Genomic DNA, 16750 nt, shown 5'->3' with positions numbered 1-16750 from the left:
TAGCCCAGGAACTCAATGATCGACCACGGAAAAGACTAGGTTTTCAGAAGCCGATCGAACTGATCGAAGACCTCCTGTTGCAATGACCGCCAGAATCCGCCGATCGGTCTACGGGCAGTGGGGGTGGCATCTCACGCTGAGAATGGACTGCGACTTGTCGCTGCGACTGAGGACCCGGGGTGAGGCGTCTCGGCGAGTTTGTTCAGTGTCTCGCGGCGTATCGGTGGGTGCGTGTTGTGGTGTCGACCTAGAGGGTGGTGCGGGTGATGCGGTGCTATAAGCACGTCGGTGTGGATGTTCCTCTCACCAGGTTCATCGGGAACCGCGTACTTCTGGGGGTAGGGGTTGCCGCGCAGGGGTGACCCTGCGCGGCAACTGGAGTGAACGTTACTTCTTTGCGGATTCGGTGCTTTGTTCACAGCACGCGCTCTGCTGATCGTCTGTCCCGGTGTTGCTCTGCTGCTCGGGGGCGTCGTCGGGGACGATCTGGATGTTGCAGCAGTCGGACTGCTCCTTGTCTGCGGTCTTGTGTGCGTTTCCAGTGAAGAGGTTCTTGATTCCCATGTGCGGGGTTTCCTTTCTCGTGTTTCTTGCGGGTACTGCGATGGTCAGGCGGTCAGTGAGATGAGGTAGCCACCGAGGATCGCCACGGTGATAATCGTGATGACGAACGCGGCGAGGAGGCGAGGTTTGAAGATCGCCGCGAGCATGGACACCTCGGGTGGGGAGGCGCCGGCGCCGCCGATCATGAGCGCGAAGATCGGTCCTATCCCGACGCCTGCGGTCTGCAAAGCGAGCGCGATCGGGAGCATGGTCTCGAGGCGGATATAGAGCGGGATACCGATCACAGCCGCCAGGGGCACCGCCCACCAGGTTCCGGCGCCGGCGAACCCGGCGAGCTGGTCTTCGGGCACGGTCCCATAGATCGTCGCGCCGATCGCGATTCCGATGAGCATCGGGATCAGCAGGGGCCGCAGGTCACGCCATGCCTGGCGCAACGCGCCGGGAAGTTCTCGGCGCACCCCGCTCCATGGTTCGGGGGTGCTTTCTCCTGTGACGCGGACACGTTTCAGGGCGTCAGTTAACCCGAGCGCTTTCCACACCCAGGGGATGATGAGCGCGACGACGATCATGAACAAGGTGTAGACGAGTGCAGTCTGCCAACCGAAGATGATGACCATGCCGCCGACGATGATCGGATTCAGCAGCGGCGAAGCGATGAGAAACGTCATCGCGGTCTGGAACGCGACCCCGGCATTGAGCATGCCCACGAGCATCGGCAGAGTCGAGCAAGAGCAGAACGGTGTGATCGCCCCCAGCAGTAATCCCTTGACCGGGCCGGGGACGCGCCCGCTGCCGAGCCATTGACGCAGTTTCTCCGGGCCGAAACGGCGGTTGACCAGAGCGACAAGGGTCGAGACCACCAGAAACAGTGCCAGCAGTTCGACCAAGAGCACAGCGAAGGTCGAAAGAACATCCATCAGCACGGTTACTTGACCTCCTCGACCGCCGTGGCGCGTGCGGCAGGTAAGCCCGCATCGGTGCAGCATGCTTGCTGACCCTCCGGTGTGAGCGTGGCGAGGTAGGCAAGCCACTGCACGGGGGCGGCGAGCTGCTCACAGCAGGTCGAGATGAGGTTCGCTCGCCCCTGCGGGGTCGAGGTGACCAGCTCGGCCTTGCGCAGAGCTGCAACGTGGTGGCTGACCAGCGCCTGGCTCATGCCCGTAGCCTCTTGAAGTTGCTTGACCGTCTTGGCCCCGCCGGCCAAGGACAAGATGATCGTCAGCCGGTTCTCATCGGCGAGAGCCGCAAGGGTCGGAGCCAGATAGGCCGCCTGTTCTCTGGGATTCAGGTCTGAGGTCAGCTCGGGAAGTTGGATCGTGGAAGCCATGACGCCACACTAACAAGCGGCGGCTTGTGATACAAGCGTACGTTTATACCAGTGTTCAGGGGTGGTGTGCGGCACCGCGAGGAGTCTGGGCTTCATCGGGCATCAAGTACCGGCTGGTGATCCTATGACCAGGATTCGGGGTTCTGCATCTCTGGGGATGCAGGTCGCTGGAGTGGAGAGGTCACAGCGTCCACTTCCACGCCTGCAGATTTGTAGGCTGGAGTGATGGTCACGTTGCACGCAGTCGGGTTTGATCTCGATGGCACCCTGTTCGATCACCAGGGCTCAGCCGAGGCAGGGGTCGATGCGTTCTTCCTGTCGTTGGGGATAGACCCTTCTTCTGGGGCCCGTCAAGCGTGGTTTGAGGCCGAGAAGACGCACTTCGAACGATGGCGAACGGGACAGATCAGTTTCCAGGACCAGCGCCGGAAGAGACTCCGCACCGTGCTGCCGTTGCTGGGCATGAAGCCGCCAGAACCGGATGCCCAGCTCGATGAGCTGTTCGATGTGTACCTGCGTGCCTACCAGGAGGAATGGCGGGCCTTTCCTGACAGCCTTGAGCTTCTGCGCGCTCTGCGGGCATCGAGATACCGAGTGGGACTGCTATCGAATGGAGCTGAGAAACAACAGCTCGACAAACTCCGTCGCACAGGCCTTGCTGACGAGTTCGATGTCGTATGCACCTCCGAGGCGATCGGGGTCCAGAAGCCTGATCCAGCAGCGTTCCTCGTGTTGGCGCAGGGGCTCGGAGTGCGTGTTTCGGAATGCCTGTTCGTGGGGGATAACGCTGCCCATGATGTCGCGGGCGCTCGGGCTGCGGGGATGCGTGGCCTTCTGGTTGACCGCTACGAGACTCATTCTGAAGGCATCACCGAAGCGGTGCTTTCCGAACTCGTGTCGAGTTCGAAAACTGCCCGCTAGTCGGGCGTCTTCCGGGCACTTGTAGTCCAGTTCAGGAATCGGTGCCCGCTGAGGGATCGGCTTACGGGCGGACGATTTGGCGATGGACAGCGCGGTGAAGTCGATGCAACGGTGCTTCGCGTACCTGCTCTAGATCCTCCTAGGTCACCAAACGAGGATGTCGAGCAATCTCAGGTCGGTCAGCTGTGTCATGTCGCGGACGCGCTGTTGGACAGCCGGCTCCTGGTGCTCGTACCGGGCCAAGGCTTCGCGCAAGTCTTCGATGGCACCGGACGAGCGGGCGGCGAGTAGGTCCTCGCGTACGGCGATCCACCTGAGCTGGCTTTGCCGTAGTTCTGGGTATCGCGCCGCGTGGGCCCGGGCAGCCGTCCGGTATGCCTTCCACAGACGAGAGTCCAATAGCGGGAACACAGCCGGGTACTTCACGTGTAGGACCTTAGAGACCTTCGCGAAAGAAATTCCGCGCGGGGCCGTCCCGAAGAAGTGCCAGTACAGGTCCGACATGTCGTCGAAGAGTCCACCGCGCACTTCTGGGTCCGCGTCGGCGAGATCCGCACCCGTCGCGATCCATGGGGCATCCGCAGCCCGTGCGATGAAATAGTCACCCTCGGCGTGCGAGATTCTCGAACTTACGTACCGAGTCCGCTTAATCTCTTCCGGGGTGATTGTCCCGTGGCCACCGGACGGCGGGTAGTCGAACCTAGGTGGCGTCTTGCGCGGGTAGCCGACGAAGCGGTCGAGCGCTTGATCGAGCCCATAATCGGTGCCTGCGACGTTGAACGTGACGGTGGAGGCCATGCCTCGAACACTATCCCTCCTGCGACCCTTTAGCTCGACCGGTCACAGGCGGTGCAGAAACCATCAAGACTCAAGCGAGAGCAAATGCGTGGTTGCCGGCGGCCCCTGCCGAGGTAAGACCTGGTCGTTGTCGTAATCGTCAGTGGTGGAGCATGACAGGCATGATGCTCTGGGCCAATCTGCGGGGAAGGTGTGTCAGTTAGGGAGCCTCTACCGTTCGCTTCCTCCCAGCCTTAGCGCTGCCCGATTGCTAGCTCCAGGGAGCTCCCAGGCCACGAACACTGTTTGTCCAAGAAATCTCTCTAGTGTCGGGACTACCTCTTGAAGGTGCGAGTGATTCAGTAAACCCCGCGTCCGGAAACAGTGTTCCCTCACACTTCGGCCGCGGGGTTTGCGCGTTTCTGGCGCAAGCATGCGATCTCAGTGCAGGGCTCGGAGCGCCATCCTCCTTAGCGCCCGTCAAAGCATCCCCGTTGAATGTTCTCTATCGCTGCCTCGTGCGGGTGTCTCGTAACCGACGACGAGTGCACGAAGCTATCGAGACACCGTTGCGAAGCGCTGGGGGGAATTGTCCTCTGCGAGATTTCGCGGATCTTGAGCGGGGGAGAGGTGTCGCATCTCGCTGTCTCGCAACCTAAGGGTTGAAAGACAGCTGTTCTGTGTAAATTTGTCGCCTCTGCTCCAAGGTTGGACAGTTATGCAGGGGGACCGCGTGCGAATAATCGACTGCGTGTGGCGGTGTCAGGGCCAGGAGTGGCCGTCATGCCGGCGGTGACGGATTAGCGCAGTTTCTCTAACCTTCATCGTCCTTGACCGCGACAATAGCTTTCGCGACCGACTCTAGGTCGCTGTGCGGAAGTGGTCTCAGGTCCTGGCCGGATCCGAGCTCCCAAATCGAAAAACCGTCTTTGCTATCCGGTGTGCCGTCAGCTTTCCAACTACCCTCGGTCACAAACTTTACGAGCACTCGGGTAGAGACGTCCTTATGCGGCTGAATAGAGAGCAGCTTGCGACGGGCATCACCTTCTACGATGTGGCTGCCCTTGGTATCGACGCAGATGACCGTATCGCCGGCCCAGACGAGGAAATCGGGGAAGAACCAGACCGTCTGTCCTTGCGAGACTAGTGGGATCTTGTAGCCGGTCTGCGATCGGTTCCTCGCCCATGGAAGACCTGTCTCGTCAATGGCACGCGCGAAGCGGCGTTCCAGGTCGTTCAATCCGTCGTAGCCCTCGTGGAGCGCATTCCTAAAGGTGTCCATGCTGCCACGACGGACCAGCGTGCTACCCACTGCATAAGGCTTGGGTTTATGCTGCTTGATCACGGCGTAGCGCAGGTACTCCGCGACGGCATCGGTGGCGCTGGTCGCCAGGCTTGAATAGGCGTTGCTGCCGACCCCTACCTTGGCGTCGAACTTCTCCGTGTCGGTGTCCATCACCATCAGTGCCGGCTTGTAGCGGCGTGTGACTTCACGACGGAACACCCAGCGTGCGCTGACGCGGTTCGACTGTTCGAAGTCGACCCACTCAGAATCTACAGATTCCGAAGAGCCGATCGTCTGCTGCACTGTTCTTCGTCGGCCAACCCCGTGTGTATTGACCTTGTCCTGCGAGTAGTCGTGCACTTTTGCGATGACATCCTCCACCGGCGCGACCGTGGGAACGTTGTTGATGAAAGTGCGTGGCACCGTTAACTGCTGTTTCGCAGACAGGCTTTCCGGCTCTTCCGTTCCTGGAGGGGAAGTCAGGATGCGCACCTCGGGTGCGTCGTCGCCGAGTCCCTTGCGTAAGTCCTCGACGACCTGGCTGAATGAGTCATTCCTGTCTACTCTGACGTAGAAGTGCGCCGTGTTCAGGCGGTCAGCTCCGTAGTGCGTGGCACCAGGCTGCCGAAGTACGCGCCCGACTACCTGAGTGATATCGACAGTGGACTCCATTGTCTTGTCGACATAGGCGAAGTAAACGCTGGGGTCGTCCCAGCCCTCTTGAAGAGTCTTGTTAAAGATGATGTGGCGGTAGTCCCCCGCCACGAAATCTTCGTAGTCGCTTTCGCCACCGTTGAATAGAGTGAACTCTGACGGTAGCGGGAAATCTTTGTGGGTCTTGAGGTCTGCGTAGACGGCGATTTCTTCGGCGGGCACGCCGCACTGTTCAGTCAGATAGCGCCAGATCGTGATCGGTGGCGCCTGTCTCTGGTCGAACTGTTGCTGGGGGTCATCCGTTTGGCTTGCATCATCAGCGAGGATGTTCGTGTTGCAGACGTAGATCGCTTTTGGTGAGAAGCTCAGATTTTCCGCCTTGGCGGCGTTCTCTGTTTCGCGCATGTCGGTGAGCATCTCGGCGACAGTCTCTTCCATCGGGGCGTTAAGCCCCTCCAGCGATATCAGGCCCTTCACCAGTCCTGACCCGACGACAGTCGCAGACTTCACTGGGCTGATGAGGTCTTGGTCCTTATAGCCGCCTGAGGTTCGTAGAGGCTGGATGACCTCGGTGTCGAATTGAGCCGGGAAACGCAACGTCGCGCTTGCGAGGAGAAACGCGGCCGGCTGCTGCTCGAGCAGCAGCGTCGTCTGCTGGTCGCTGAGGTTCTGTGCCTCGTCATAGACCACGACGAGGGGGCGACGCTGGCCTTCGGCGGTCTCGCGGACCTTGAGAGCTTCCCACCGATTCGACTCAATGTTGTCCGTATCGGCTGCGAAGATTTTTAGGTTGCTCTTTTCGCGGTCCTTCTGGTTGAACGTGCCGACGGTAGCGAAGTAGAGCAGGGCTTCCTTCGAGTTGGCTACGTCGTCCGGGTCATACTCACTCAGGAGTCGTACGGTGATGTCGGCGAGAAGATGGTTGTACTTCCCGCCGTCGGCCAGGTTTGCGTAGCTCTGCTGGACTACGACTTTTCCCTTGGACAACCACAGAATGACCGGCGGTACCTCGGACAGGGCCGCGATTTCACTTACCGCCTGCGCCAGGATTGCGGTCTTTCCCGAGCCCGTAATGGCAGACAGCGATTGGTAGAACGGAACGTCACGTCGCTTTGAGCCTCGCCCGAATACGATCGGTTCGGAAATGTACTCCACATAACGGTCCGCGATCTGCGACGCGGCGATTTGCTGGAACTGGAAGAGTTCGAGTGCCATTGGTCAGCCTTCCTCGGTAAAGGACTCGGTGCGGACGTCCAAGCCGAAGTCGGACAGGATCCTGTCAGGGATCTGATACCAGATCACATCGTCTGTGACGAGGAAGTTGCGTCGGCTGTACACGTGGTAAACGTCCCCCAGACCAGCCGTATTAGCTTCCTCGTTGATCGCCTCATAGACCTCTTCGGTGAGGTCGGTGTTCGAGTTCGCACCGGACCACACGAGGTAGATGCCTTCGTTGCTCGCGTTCTTGGCGACGAGGTACGTGTAGGGCTCACCGTCCCGGTCCATCGGGATCAGAACGGCTGACCTACGGCTTCCGGTGCTGGAGTGCGAGGCGATGACGGTGTCGATCATCTCGTCGCGCTCCATGAGAAGAAGTGTCTTGGCGTCGACCCTCTTCTCCAAGACTTTGAAGGTGAATCCGCCAGCAACTGTTTGACCCTTGCCGTTGGCCCAATCGCCGCTGAGGACGCGCTTGAGCCTGTTGGCGGTCAAGGTCTTCGCGTAGGAATCTTTGCTCTCGGGGCGGCCCTGCTCTATCAAGATGAATCGCCTGTCGGTCTCTGCCATAGCGTTGAGGGCGAGCACGGCGTGGCCAGTAGTGCCCGATCCGGCGAAAGGGTCCAGAACGGTGCCGTGAGCAGGCACCCATAGCTGGATCAATTTCATCATCAACTTCAAGGGCTTCACAGTTGTGAAGCCATGCCCCTTTCCGACGATGGCCGTCAGCTCGTTTGCTCCGTCGCTGCTCCGTCCCGATTCTTCAAAATCCCACGAGGTTGAACCGAGCTCCTCGGGCATGTCGAGCTGTTCGTCTGCCCAGTAGGTGACAGGCACTTTGCCCTTTTTAATCTGTTCTAGGTATGTCTTCGTTCTGGGTCGTCCCTGGCCGTCTCTGCCAAACCAGATGAATGGCCATTCGGGCTCGCCTAACCGTTTCTTCGCGCGCTCAGCGCTCTCTGGTTGAAAGCCGTCTTTGAGGACGAGGGCCTTGACTTTGCCGTCACCGATTGTCTTCTCGTGGTAAGCGGAACCCCACTGCTCCAACCATGTCTTGATGTTCCGCTTAGGGTGGCGCCATGCGCCTTCTCCCGCGGGATAGTGCATCTCCCCGGTGAAGGGCGACTGAATTGCGAAGTCGCCTTTCTCTGCCCAGGTGCGGGCTGTGAGATTTCCTTCCCGCCACATGCCCCCGGAATCGTGGTCGACGTTCGAGTAGCGTCGATTGTCCGCGTCGGTACGGTCCAGTGAGGCAGTCTTGGTCCGGGCGAGGTCCCGCGCGTAGACGAGCACGTACTCGGTCGTGGTCGTGACTCCTGACTTGTCAGAGCGCGGGGCAGCGGTTTTCTGCCAGTTGATGATGGCCAAGCGGTTTTCTTCGCCGAATAGCTCGTCAAGCATCTGGCCGAGGTGGAACAGCTCGCGGTTGTCGATGCAGATAGCTAGCACACCGGAAGGCTTGAGCATCGCCCTCATCATTTGAAGCCGGGGATACATGAACTTCATCCACTTGGTGTGTTTCGCGGGGTCGTCGCTGCCCACGAACTCACCCATGTCGGGGTCGTTGGGGTCTTTATCCCACTTGTCGTTGTACCGGAAATCCTCTCCCGTGTTGTATGGCGGGTCCGTCAGGATCATGTCGATATGACCGCGTTCGCGATACAGGGACGCTATGGCTTGAAGGTTGTCGCCTTCGAGGATCATATTGCGGGATCGACCGTGCTCGTCGCCGGCGCTCAAGTGCTTCACGAGGCGTTGGTTTCTTGGACGCACTCGGCGTCCGATCTGACGAGCGAGAACCTTGCCCGGAAAAGACAGATTTACTCCGGCACCTGTCTTTTCGCGGATCATCTCGATCAGCTGCTCGACCGGCAGCGACTCGAGTTCCGTCAGATCATCCACTACATGCCCCTTTATTGATGCGCATACGTACCGGGCACACAGGTCCCACAATTCGAGCGTCCGCCAGCTGGTCGACGCTCGTAACAAGTAGAGCAGGTGCCACGGACATTGACAGAGGCAAGCCCCAGCGCAGCTGTAATCGCGCTCATCTCTGTTTTCCTGACTTTCCACACTGCCAGGCGTGGCGGTTGTTTCCTATCGTCGTAACCCTACCGATGAGGGGTGTCTTCCTTTAAACGAGAACAGAAGCGTGGTCGCATGCGCCAGAGACAGCTCAGCAGGAATGAACGCTGGGATTCTCTTGGGCGGAATCGTCAGAGGACACTTCGAGCGTATGGGCACGGTGACTCGAGAACTGGTGCGCTGAGGTGGGGGACCGGCCGTGAGCGCTGCTGCCGCTTCTAGAGATGGCAAAACTCCTGCTGCGATAGCTCCCGTGAGTACTTCGTGCCGCATGTAGCCGCAGCCGGCGAGCGGCGCGCAGTTGTGGATATACCCCGATGCATCGCATTCTTCGATAGCACGCAGTCGGCTACGGTATATCGGTGGATCAAATGCCGGGAGCTTTAGGTGCCTACGTGGACGAGTCGAGCTGTTATCGCAGCGAGTCGACCCAGGAATACCTAATAGGCGCAGCAATTCTGGATGCCGCAGATGAGGCTGCCATCCGCGAGGAACTTCGCACTTTGCTATTGCCAGGCCAGATCAAACTGCACTGGACAGATGAGCGTGAGAGTCGACGTCGTCGAATTGTCTCCGCCATTGCCGACTTGGAGCCGATGAACTTCATCGTTGCTCACCTCAGCGAACGACAAGCCAAGACAGAGCGATTTCGCCGCAAGTGTCTAGAAACGCTCTACTACGAGTTGGCTGGTGCCGAGGTCTATCCGGTGACATTGGAGAGCCGGGGATCGTCCCAGGACAAGAAAGACCGGGCTCACATCGTGGCCCTTCAAGCACAGGGACTCAATAAAGGTGTACGCATCCAGCACTTAAGAGGTGGCGATGAGCCGTTGCTATGGATCGCGGACGCCGTGCTTGGTTCCTTGAACTCCGCGTATCTCGGGGAGCCGGCGCACTTCGAAGTGCTTCAACACACGATCATGCTCGAACAGCACACGTCAGATTCAATGGTTCATCCTGAAGAGGGCAAACGAAAGGCCCTAGATCCAGTCGTCCGGCTGGGGTTCTAAGGCCTTCTTCCCTATCCGTCGTAACGGTGGGCAGTTCCTACCGTAGTCGTGCGGCCCCCTATGCGCAACAGTCCACGATCATCCTCGTATATCAGCTAGTCAGGCCGGTTCGACGCACCTGTTCATGGTCCAACCGCTTCGCCACTTTTAAGCACTGCTCCCTATTTTCACTATGTATGTTATATAGAATCGAAATACACTGTGAGTTGTAAAGTTCGCAATCGGGGGGCGTATGTCAGACGATCAAGGGTCAGGGTGCGGCCTCGTCGTAGGCATTCTCGCTCTACTTATCGGGATACCGCTGTTCATCCTGGTCATTGCGATCAGTGGAGGCGAAGAGCCAGAGCCGCAAGCCTCGTGCCGTCCCGGCGCTGCACAGGACGATTCCGTGATTCCCGAGGAATACCGGGAGGCCCTTGAATCCGCGGCCGCTGAATCGGGCCTGTCCGTGGATCTCCTGGCCGCGCAGATCGACGCCGAATCAGGGTGGAACCCCGACGCTGAAAGCCCTGTAGGAGCCCAGGGAATCGCTCAGTTCATGCCCCAGACCTGGGAGACCTACGGCGACGGGGGAGACCCCTTCAACCCCGAGGACGCCATAGCGGCTATGGGCCGCTATATGGCCGCTGTGTCCGACGAGGTAGCCGACTTGGCCGGCAATGAGCGGGAGCTCGCGGAACTCGCCCTGGCGGCGTACAACGCCGGACCAGGGGCCGTGCAGAGCGCCGGGGGAATCCCCGGCTTCCCGGAAACCGAAGAGTACGTGGACAAGATCATGGGAAGCGCGCAGGGCAACTACTCTGCCGACTGCTCACCCGTTGGTGGCCAAGAGATCGGAGAGCTTGGCACGGGGGAGTGGACCAGCCCACTACCCGGCGCGGCCATGACCTCAAACTTTGGTGCCAGGTCCTGCCCCATCCTCAACGCGCTCAACTGCTCCGGCGGCGTCTCGGACCACCGAGGAATCGACTTCGCCGGCCCCTCCGGGGCCACCGTCGTCGCCCCGATGGATCTAGAGATCCGCGCCACCGGCATCATCAACGGCTGGGGACAACTCGGCTGGGTAGTCCTCGCTAAGCAGCCCGAGGCCCCAGGGCTCCACGTCGAGTTCGCGCACTGCGCGGCCAACAGCATCCAGGTCAATCCCGGTGACACCGTTGCCCCCGGCACCCCGCTATGCACCCAGGGCAACACCGGCTCATCAGCCGGTGAGCACCTACACTTCCAAATCGGCACCCCCAACGGTGACGAGTCCATCCCTGGCTGGGAAAACCTCGTGGACCCCGCACCGCTTCTGAGAGAGAAGGGCATCAGCTCATGAGCCGCAGCACCATCGTTGGAATCATCTTGGCCGTGCTCATCTTGGGCGGCGCAGCGGGAGCTTTCGCCTACGTCGCTGTCTCATCGAATGAGCCGGCCGCTCAGGAGCCAGAACCCACGCCAGAGCCGAGCCCGTCAGCCAGCCAGCCCGAGCCGGCCGAAGAGCCCGAAGAAGAGCAGGACGACGATCCGCTGGCGGATCGAGAGGCGATGGAGGAACTTGGGATGGAGGTCGCGGCGATCATGACCACCTGGGACCCTAACGAGGACTTCAATCAGACCGCAGCCGAAATGCGCGCAGCGGATCTCATGACCGAAGAGCTTGCCGAGTCGATCACCGCGCCCGAGCGCCCGACCACGGGCGCCGAATGGCTCGAAGCTGCCGAGGCCGGCGCGACCAGTCAGCCGACCGTGAAGCCCAACCGAGCAACCTCCGATGAAGTGGTGTCCATCGAGGCGACGTGGGTATGGGTCACCGAGGACGGCGACGTGATCAGCAACCCCACCGAGCGCCGGCTGTTCTTCTTCAACTTCGAGGAAGGCAACGACGGAGAGTTACTTGTCTCGGACTACAGTTACGACACCGCCTGAGACTCCCTTTTCAGGAGTCGAGGGCCGGTGCCCCTCTGGCCATACCGTATCGGTGTCCCACTTCGCCGCTGCCTCTAACTGCTTGCCTCTGAACCCCTTTGCGCCGGTGAGGATAGTCCCCCGTAGGTCCGCCCCGGATAGGTCTACCCCGTGCAAAAGACAGCCTTCTAAGCTCGCTCCTTTGAGTATGGCTCCGCGCAGGTCCGCTTTGTGGAAGTTTGAGTCGATCAACTGGCACCCCTGCAAGGTGGCTCCGCGCATGTAGCTATAGAGGAACCGAGACTCGGGTAGCTCAGCTTTGTAGAAGCTGGCATCACCCAAATGGCAGTTCGAGAATAGAGAACGCGGCAATGTCAGGCTAGATACGTTCAACTTCTGGAGATTCGACCCGCGAAAGTCCCCACTGATTTCGTGGTGACCCGAGACTTGGCTTAACGCGCGGAAGGTGTCGATCAAGATTTGAGGTGGCACCCGCTTGGGCGCGTCCTCATCCGATGTCGGAGCGTCACGCAGAGCTGCTTGGTCCCGAATATAGGAACTAAGTAGGTTCGTGATCATCTGCGCGTCTTCTGCCTCCCTCGCCTCAATCGCAAGACGCTGAAGCGCATAGAGACCGCCATAGTTGAGCGTGTTGGAGGGATCGCCTAGCTGTGAAACGGCTTCCGTGTAGCGGCTCGTCCAATGCCGGTCTCGCTCGATCTGAAGAGCCTGCTGTTCTCTCCCGTGCCGCTTCCAGGACAGAAGTGCGGTCACGGCGGCGAGGATTCCTCCGAACAGCAGCAGGAGCACTTGTCTCTGTGAACCGGCCTGATCCGTTTCCACCGTCGAATCGGCACCGAGCCACCGGAATAGATCGGGCGCTCGGACTATCAAGACCACGATCGCGATGAACACCAATGTCGGGACGAGAACCACCCCGACGCGGCGAAGCCACCTCAGAACCCACCGTCGCCGAATCCGTATTCCCACACCGTGATCATTTCACGGGCGCGAGCTTCTACAGGCGGTGCAGCGCGAAACCCGTGCGCTGCACTAGAGGACGGCCGCTGCCGCGTCCGGCTGTGATGGGCCGGCCCTTGCGCTCGTTCCTCGCTACAGGACCGGCCCATTCTCTTTTTTCTGTCGTGCTGTCCTTCGGATCATAAGCCCGCGCTCCACTGCGACAACCCCTCCTCGTTCCTCGTCGGGGTCTGCGCCGGCCACGACTTTTTCTCGGCGCTCGTTCCTCGCTTATCTCCTCGAAAAACTCCCGGCCGTCTGGCCTTCGGTGTCTCCGTTCCGACGCGAGCAGCTCGCAAGCTCGCCAGCACGAAGAAAAAACGATGAGGGGCGAGGGTCGGGAGCTGGCACCGTCTCACAGCCCCGGATACGGAACACCGATGTTTGAGAATGAAAGCAGCAAGGCCCTTCAGATCGGCGAGGCGACCGGCTACCTGGCAAGTGTCGTCTCCACGTTCGGATACCTCCCAGAAAATTCGCTGGTGATCCAGGGGATCCACGAGGGGATGACGACCTATCATCTGCGCGTTGATCTTCCGAACCTCGACCACACAGGCCGCGTGTTGGCAATGGTCCGAGACGCGACCGTAGGCAACGGGTCCGAGCACATCATGGTCGGCATCTACGACGCCCACCAGTCCCCGCGCGGCGCTGAGGCGCTGTCTCCGCTGGTCTCAGAGATCACCGCAGAGTTGGAGCTGTTCAACGGCCCCGAGGTGGTCATGAGCTGGTACGTGGGAGCAGACGATATGTTCCAGTTCAGCACCCCGGAAACATCCTCGACTGTGGCGAATGTGGTCACGGAAATCTGTGATCGCCAGTTGGCAGGGCTCACTAGGGAATCCCTGGTGACCCCGGCTCAGCGGGTGGAACGGTTCTCGACCGTGGAGGCCCCCGAGTTCGCGGACCTCCTGGACGAGGCCCGAGCCGCTGACCTCGACGCCGCCCAGGTGCTCACGGTCTGGGAATCGGCACTCGAGCGGATCGTCAAGCACGATCCGATCCTGCAGAGCACCCTGGCCACCCTGGCAGTGTCCCTAGAGCGGCAGAAGCACCGGGACGCGGTGATGGTCCTCGCCGCCGGAGACCGCACCGCCGCCGGTGGGGTCTACCTGGGAACCGATGCGCCCGACGACGAGCGCACCGAGCGCCTTGCGCTGGGACTGACCGGGGAAGCCCCGGACTGGGCAGGGATCGACGCCCTGGCGGAAATCCTGGCAGTGATCGTGTCCGGCGCGAAGGATGAGCCGCAGATCATGGCCCAGGCATACGCGGTCATGAACTGGGTTGAGTGGACCAAGGGCCGAGGGTCCATCGGGGGAGCTTTCGGAGACAAGGCCGAGGCGATAGACCCCTCGATCATGTTCCCCCGGATGCTGGACGCGATGGGTGTCTGCCGATGGGCCGCAGTGCGCGAGCACTCCTACGGACAGTGGATGATCCGCCGCAACCAGTGATCGAGTAGAGGCGAATCCGGCCCGGTCCTAGCTATCCAAACTAGCTAGGGCCGGGTCGGTCCTTTGCCTCAAAAATCGGGGACCGCTGCGCACCGCCGCGAGCGGCGCGCAGCGGGCGAGAGCTGCCCGCCCTCGGGCTCCGCTGCGCAGCGCGAAAACCCGTGCGCTGCGCTAGAGGTCCGGGCCGCTGCTCGTTCCTCGCATCGACCCGGCCTGTAGTGGTTCCGGTGTTCCGCTCGTGCCTCGCTGCACACCGGACCCACTTTTTTCTGTCGTGCTGTCCTTCGGATCATACGCCCGCGCTCCGCTGGCACAACCCGGTTCGTTCCTCACCGGGTCTGCGCCGTCGAAAATTCTGATCGGCGCTCGTTCCTCGCTTATTTCCTCACAGATTTTTCGCCGTCTTGCCTCCGGTGTGCCAGCTCCGACGCGGGCAGCTCGCAAGCTCGCCAGCACGAAGAAAAAACGATGGGGAGACCCACCCAGGGCACCGGCTCTGAGCCCCCACTACCGAGAGGAACAGCTACCGTGGCTAAGAAATTTAAGAACACCAAGACCCCCGAGCAGCGCAAGGCCGAAGCCGCCGAGCTGCACGCGAAGATTGCCGCAGGAGTCGAGAGCCTGACCGACTCGCAGCAGTGGGAAAAGTACCTCACCTGGTGCCGGTCATTCCACGCCTACAGCATGAACAATTTGCTTTTGGTCATGGCTCAGATGCCGGAAGCCTCGCAGATCGCAGGGTTCCGAAGCTGGCAGACGCGCGGCCGATCCGTGAAGCGCGGCGAGAAGGGTATCCGCATCCTGGGATACGCCAAGAAGAAGATAGAAGAAGAGAACGACAAGGGCGAAACCGAAGAACGATACGTCGAGTATTTTCCGCCGCTGTCAGTGTTCGATATCTCGCAGACCGAGATAATAGATGAGGACAAGGCCAACGCCGGAGTGATCGCCCACCGCCTCGAAGGCGACGACGCCGAGGGCATCGCGGACGCCGTAGAAAACTGGCTCACCGATGAGGGATGGACAGTCACCACCGAGGCAATCGGCGGGGAGACCAACGGCATGACCAGCCCTGAGCTGCGCAGAGTGATTATCTCGGACAAGCTCTCACCCGCGCAGCGCGCTAAGACAATGATCCACGAGGCCGCACACGTTGTGCTGCACGCAGACCAGGACTTGCGCGAATATGAAGAGCACCAGGGCCAGAAAGAGACCGAGGCCGAGAGCGTGGCCTACGTGGTCGCGGGAATGTTCGGACTCGACACCAGCAGCTACACCATCGGCTATATCGCCGGATGGGCCAAGGGGGACACCGAGATAATACGCAGCACCGCCGCCCACGTTCTGAAAGCCTCGCACATCATCTATGAGGCACTGACCGAGACCGCCGAGCAGGTAGAGGCAGCAGCCTAAGCAGCACACAGAGAGAGGCCCGGACCTAGCTATCCAAACTAGCTAGGTACGGGCCTCACTTCTGATTCTAGCGCGGTATCGCTGCACGCCGCATCGAGCGGCGCACAACGGCGAGGGGCTGCCGCCCCTCGCGCTCCCCGCTGACCCGACTCACCACGGAGCCGGATACAGGAAAAGGTGCCACCAGAGTTCCCGTCCGACCTGGTGGCACCTTCCCGATGAAGTCTAGGCACACAGTGATTAGCTGTGCGTCATATCGTGGTTCATCCGTTCCGGTGTATCGGCTTCGGTGTCCGCTGACTTGCGCGCAGCCGCCTTCGGTGGCTTAGCGAACTTCGTCACCTGAGCGCGGGTCCAACCCTGCTTCTCAGCAGCGGTCATCAGGCGCTTCTCTTCCTTCTTGGCTTCGTTAAGTTCGTGTTCGAGATCCACGCGCCGCGCGACGGCTTTCGCAAGATCTTCCACGGCTTTCATACGCTCTTCGTTGACTCGCTGTGCCTCATCGAGAACGTGGCGCTGTGCTGGGGTGATTTCACTCATGCGCCCGAGTCTACGTCGGGTAGCTGTTCCTTTTGAAGAGGCGCAGCCCCATCGTCTGAGCTGGTCACGTTCAAAGTCGGTGCCGGGTGATCGAGCTGCCCGACCAACCACTGGTGAACCTTGGAGTCCAGGTAGCGAATCGTGTCCGGTTCGATGTTCAGCCAGACCGGCCCGAGACCGGCCCCGCGCCAGAACGCGAGATCATCTTCTGTGACGTTGAGCTGTTCCGCTACCTCGCTGGGAGTGATGATCCGAGACATAGGTTCCTCCTGGTTTGCTTGGCTGCCGTTCTTTTCGGCAACTGCCGAAAATCGGGTGGAGCAGGTTCGGTCCAGCCTGGAGAGTGGTCCGTGGAATACCGGAGCGATTGAGCGGAGCGATTGAGTGAGGATATGCCGCGAAAGCCGGTCGGACGGCTTGACCGGTTCTGCGCAGCCCGTAAGCTTCCCCGGCGAAAAGAACGCCTGTCTTTCAGGCGCGCACGTCAGAACCTTGCACAGACCAACATAAGGTGTTCCAGACGGAGCAAGCTGTAGAGTTAGCCGGGCTAACTCGCTTGCGGCCCTTGTCGCTGCGCTGGGCCTGTGGC

The 16750-nt window shown here is 60.5% G+C and carries 15 protein-coding genes; 6 read left to right on the top strand and 9 right to left on the bottom strand.

All coding sequences use genetic code 11. From position 1 onward, the window contains the following. Positions 1-387: 387 nt before the first annotated feature. From I2487_RS14065 to I2487_RS14055, 3 genes are read right to left on the bottom strand one after another with little or no spacing between them, the layout of a single operon-like run. Positions 388-564 (bottom strand): hypothetical protein, encoded by a 177-nt coding sequence (locus I2487_RS14065; protein ID WP_207172882.1) that lies wholly within the window; start codon positions 562-564, stop codon positions 388-390. A 44-nt stretch (positions 565-608) separates the two neighbouring features. Further along, the gene (locus I2487_RS14060) at positions 609-1481 is read right to left on the bottom strand and encodes a permease (protein ID WP_255546448.1); all 873 of its coding nucleotides are present in this window, start codon (positions 1479-1481) and stop codon (positions 609-611) included. Between the two features lie 8 nt (positions 1482-1489). Continuing rightward, positions 1490-1891 carry an ArsR/SmtB family transcription factor gene (locus tag I2487_RS14055; RefSeq protein WP_207172886.1) on the bottom strand — a complete coding sequence of 134 codons (402 nt, stop codon included), beginning with the start codon at positions 1889-1891 and terminating at the stop codon, positions 1490-1492. A gap of 225 nt (positions 1892-2116) precedes the next feature. On the opposite strand from I2487_RS14055, the gene I2487_RS14050 reads away from it, so the two are divergent. Beyond that, positions 2117-2812, top strand: a complete 696-nt coding sequence (locus I2487_RS14050; protein WP_207172888.1) for an HAD family hydrolase — start codon at positions 2117-2119, stop codon at positions 2810-2812. A 144-nt stretch (positions 2813-2956) separates the two neighbouring features. On the opposite strand, the gene I2487_RS14045 is transcribed toward I2487_RS14050, so the two are convergent. The 3 genes from I2487_RS14045 to I2487_RS14035 form a co-directional block, all read right to left on the bottom strand. Then, a complete protein-coding gene (locus I2487_RS14045) occupies positions 2957-3610 on the bottom strand; it encodes a DUF6308 family protein (RefSeq protein ID WP_207172890.1) in 654 nt (217 codons plus the stop codon). A gap of 793 nt (positions 3611-4403) precedes the next feature. Beyond that, a complete protein-coding gene (locus tag I2487_RS14040; RefSeq protein WP_207173068.1) occupies positions 4404-6743 on the bottom strand; it encodes a DEAD/DEAH box helicase family protein in 2340 nt (779 codons plus the stop codon). Positions 6744-6746: 3 nt separating this feature from the next. Next, positions 6747-8648 (bottom strand): site-specific DNA-methyltransferase, encoded by a 1902-nt coding sequence (locus I2487_RS14035; RefSeq protein ID WP_345941444.1) that lies wholly within the window; start codon positions 8646-8648, stop codon positions 6747-6749. 578 nt (positions 8649-9226) lie between these two features. Here I2487_RS14035 and I2487_RS14030 point away from each other — a divergent pair. The 3 genes from I2487_RS14030 (at position 9227) to I2487_RS14020 (ending at position 11752) form a co-directional block, all read left to right on the top strand. Continuing rightward, positions 9227-9841, top strand: coding sequence for a hypothetical protein (locus tag I2487_RS14030; protein ID WP_345941443.1), 615 nt, complete (start codon positions 9227-9229; stop codon positions 9839-9841). 388 nt (positions 9842-10229) lie between these two features. Further along, positions 10230-11162, top strand: coding sequence for a transglycosylase SLT domain-containing protein (locus I2487_RS14025; RefSeq protein ID WP_207172735.1), 933 nt, complete (start codon positions 10230-10232; stop codon positions 11160-11162). 26 nt (positions 11163-11188) lie between these two features. Further along, positions 11189-11752 carry a hypothetical protein gene (locus I2487_RS14020; RefSeq protein WP_207172737.1) on the top strand — a complete coding sequence of 188 codons (564 nt, stop codon included), beginning with the start codon at positions 11189-11191 and terminating at the stop codon, positions 11750-11752. Here the strand turns inward: I2487_RS14020 and I2487_RS14015 are convergent. Further along, positions 11717-12646: a pentapeptide repeat-containing protein gene (locus tag I2487_RS14015; RefSeq protein ID WP_207172738.1), complete on the bottom strand. Its 930-nt coding sequence runs from the start codon at positions 12644-12646 to the stop codon at positions 11717-11719. The genes I2487_RS14020 and I2487_RS14015 overlap by 36 nt on opposite strands. A gap of 485 nt (positions 12647-13131) precedes the next feature. On the opposite strand from I2487_RS14015, the gene I2487_RS14010 reads away from it, so the two are divergent. Further along, the gene (locus I2487_RS14010) at positions 13132-14208 is read left to right on the top strand and encodes a DUF4192 family protein (protein ID WP_207172740.1); all 1077 of its coding nucleotides are present in this window, start codon (positions 13132-13134) and stop codon (positions 14206-14208) included. Positions 14209-14736: 528 nt separating this feature from the next. Beyond that, complete coding sequence (locus I2487_RS14005) at positions 14737-15621, top strand: ArdC-like ssDNA-binding domain-containing protein (RefSeq protein ID WP_345941442.1); 885 nt, start codon at positions 14737-14739, stop codon at positions 15619-15621. Positions 15622-15861: 240 nt separating this feature from the next. Here the strand turns inward: I2487_RS14005 and I2487_RS14000 are convergent, their stop codons facing one another. Together I2487_RS14000 and I2487_RS13995 are read right to left on the bottom strand one after the other, a co-directional pair. Continuing rightward, positions 15862-16161 carry a hypothetical protein gene (locus tag I2487_RS14000; protein WP_207172744.1) on the bottom strand — a complete coding sequence of 100 codons (300 nt, stop codon included), beginning with the start codon at positions 16159-16161 and terminating at the stop codon, positions 15862-15864. After that, on the bottom strand, positions 16158-16421 hold the full coding sequence (locus I2487_RS13995) for a hypothetical protein (RefSeq protein ID WP_207172746.1): 264 nt from the start codon (positions 16419-16421) through the stop codon (positions 16158-16160). Before I2487_RS13995 ends, I2487_RS14000 begins: the two co-directional genes overlap by 4 nt. Positions 16422-16750 lie beyond the last annotated feature (329 nt).

The organism is Nesterenkonia sp. E16_10 (genome assembly GCF_017347085.1).
Classification (GTDB): Bacteria; Actinomycetota; Actinomycetes; order Actinomycetales; family Micrococcaceae; genus Nesterenkonia.
Note: the sequence above shows the minus strand (reverse complement) of the source record. Positions and strands in the feature narration are given on the sequence as shown.

What these genes read in the sequence shown, in the direction of transcription:
- I2487_RS14065 (WP_207172882.1), bottom strand. Translation starts at nt 564, where the DNA reads ATGGGAATCAAGAACCTCTTCACTGGAAACGCACACAAGACCGCAGAC.
- I2487_RS14045 (WP_207172890.1), bottom strand. Translation starts at nt 3,610, where the DNA reads ATGGCCTCCACCGTCACGTTCAACGTCGCAGGCACCGATTATGGGCTC.
- I2487_RS14050 (WP_207172888.1), top strand. Translation starts at nt 2,117, where the DNA reads ATGGTCACGTTGCACGCAGTCGGGTTTGATCTCGATGGCACCCTGTTC.
- I2487_RS14060 (WP_255546448.1), bottom strand. Translation starts at nt 1,481, where the DNA reads ATGGATGTTCTTTCGACCTTCGCTGTGCTCTTGGTCGAACTGCTGGCA.
- I2487_RS14000 (WP_207172744.1), bottom strand. Translation starts at nt 16,161, where the DNA reads ATGAGTGAAATCACCCCAGCACAGCGCCACGTTCTCGATGAGGCACAG.
- I2487_RS13995 (WP_207172746.1), bottom strand. Translation starts at nt 16,421, where the DNA reads ATGTCTCGGATCATCACTCCCAGCGAGGTAGCGGAACAGCTCAACGTC.
- I2487_RS14055 (WP_207172886.1), bottom strand. Translation starts at nt 1,891, where the DNA reads ATGGCTTCCACGATCCAACTTCCCGAGCTGACCTCAGACCTGAATCCC.
- I2487_RS14040 (WP_207173068.1), bottom strand. Translation starts at nt 6,743, where the DNA reads ATGGCACTCGAACTCTTCCAGTTCCAGCAAATCGCCGCGTCGCAGATC.
- I2487_RS14010 (WP_207172740.1), top strand. Translation starts at nt 13,132, where the DNA reads ATGTTTGAGAATGAAAGCAGCAAGGCCCTTCAGATCGGCGAGGCGACC.